The organism is Nitratireductor rhodophyticola, assembly GCF_019891355.1.
Taxonomy (GTDB): domain Bacteria; phylum Pseudomonadota; class Alphaproteobacteria; order Rhizobiales; family Rhizobiaceae; genus Nitratireductor; species Nitratireductor rhodophyticola.
Genome location: NZ_JAHSSF010000010.1, coordinates 1 through 2,072, shown reverse-complemented (window position 1 = coordinate 2,072; position 2,072 = coordinate 1). Strand labels below are relative to the sequence as shown.

2 protein-coding genes are annotated in these 2,072 nt (G+C 58.0%); both read right to left on the bottom strand.

What is annotated here, in order from left to right; translation table 11 throughout:
* Positions 1 to 1,069 (bottom strand): APC family permease (locus KUG85_RS21010; RefSeq protein ID WP_223006759.1); only part of this gene is annotated, 1,069 nt, incomplete at its 3' end.
* Positions 1,070 to 1,177: 108 nt separating this feature from the next.
* Positions 1,178 to 1,885, bottom strand: coding sequence for a ferric reductase-like transmembrane domain-containing protein (locus tag KUG85_RS21005; protein WP_223006758.1), 708 nt, complete (start codon positions 1,883 to 1,885; stop codon positions 1,178 to 1,180).
* Positions 1,886 to 2,072 lie beyond the last annotated feature (187 nt).

The window sequence follows — 2,072 nt, the reverse complement described above, 5'->3', positions numbered from 1 at the left end:
ATGCGATCCGTCCCAAATCAAAGAGCACGGCCAGCGTCGAGGCGATAACGACTGTATAGACCAGCATATGCCGCTGGACAGCCCCGGACATGCCAAAATGGCTGTGCGGGATCATTTTCATCTCCGTCAGCATGGTCAGCATCCGCGACACTGCGAAAACGCTGGCCAGCACGCCGGATGCTGTGGCCACGGCCGCCAACACGACCGTCAAGTAAAAGCCGACCTGCCCGAGTGCGGGCTCAGCCGCCTGGGCCAGCGAATAGTCGCGCGCGGCGATGATTTCGTCGATTGTCAGGCTCGCGCCCACGCAAAAGGCCACAAGCAGGTAGACCACCACGCAGATCGCGATGGACAGCATGATAGTGCGGCCCACATTGCGGTGGGGATCGGTGATTTCGCCGCCGCTGTTGGTGATCGTGGTAAAGCCCTTGAAGGCAAGGATCGCCAGCGCAACGGACGCGATGAAGCCTGTCACTCCAAAGGTCTCGGCCGTTTCTGACGCGGCGGCGAACTGAAACCCGCTTGACCAGAGTGCTGCGATACCGAACAGCGCGATGCCCCCGATCTTGATCGCCGCCATGACTAGAGAGAATAGCCCGACGGAGCGGTTTCCTGCGATGTTGACCAAGAATGCGAACACGATCACGGCAACCGCCAGAACGGGCACAAGTGGCCCGCCCGTGATATCCAAAGGCCGCAAGACATAAGTGGCGAATGTCCGTGCGACGAGGCTTTCCGCGATCACCATGCTGAGCGCCATCAAGAGCGCCGCTCCCGCCGCGACCGCCCCCGATCCATAGCATTTCTGAAGGATCATCGCGATGCCCCCTGCCGAGGGCCAGGCGTTCGACATCTTGATGTAGCTGTAAGCGCTGAAGCTGGTCACGATGGCACCAGCGATGAACGCGAGTGGAAATAGTGGTCCAGCCAGCTGGGCGATTTGTCCGGTCAGGGCAAAGATGCCCGCACCGATCATCACGCCCGTGCCCATGGCAACAGCTCCGCCAAGGCTGATCGAGCCTTCACGGTAGCCGTCGTTCCCATCGTGGTTTTTATCGTGTTTCTGCATTTCGATCTGCCTTGGTTGCTTTTTAGGTCGTTACGCCTCTGCGCATGCCCACCCGATCGGTTTCAGGCCGCCAGAAGTCCCGACCCTGGGCGTCTGATGAAATCGCGACTACTCCCGTTGCGAGGGTGCGCCGTAGATCCGCCGGGAAGTTTGCGAACGCCATGTGACTACAACGGCGGCCCCTTGCAGAGCGATAACTGACGCCACAAGGGCAACGAACGGCCATCGCGCCCAGTTTGGCTCAGGCATTTGGCGGTGGAAATCAAGAAAATGAAAGAACAAGAAATAGGCCGTGTGCAGCACTGCCAGCCACCACAGAACATAAGCGCCCTGCTGGATGTATTTCCACACGGACGTGCCAAGTACCCTTTGGCTGAAATTATTCGACGTACCGGCAAGCACAAAGCCGTAGAGCAGTGCCGCGATCCCAACCACATTGGCCAGCGCAAACCCGTGCTGAAGCATCACGTAGCGTTGCAGTTGGGGGTGATACTCAAAACCGAACAGCCGTGCAAAATCAAGCTCGACCCAGCCGATCAGTATTATGATGGTATGCACCGTCGCCGCCAGAACCGCATAAATACCGAGCTCGCGTCGGTACGGCATAAGCTTTCGTAAAAAGGGCGTAGACGACAAGCGTGCGAGCGGCCCAATCGCCATTGCAGCAACGATGAGCAGCAGTGAAAGATCCCCCAGCGCTCGGTTGTAGCGGTGCATCTCCGACCACTCGGCACGCGAAGCAAGCAGCAGGTATCCCGTCAGCACGGACGTTCCTATGATTAGTACGTGCCGCAGAAGGGCGGGTTTTTTCATCATGGTTTCAGATACCGTATGTTTGCAGTCTTCCAAAGATGTTTTAGGCACGCAAATAGCACATCAGATCGGCTTTCGCTTCCAATCAGCGTTCAACATTCTGCAGAGTGTTGACGTTTGGTATGAAAGCCGGAACCCGGCGATGTCACGTTAACTTCCGGTCAGCGCCTTGCGGTGTAGAGGCGCGAGC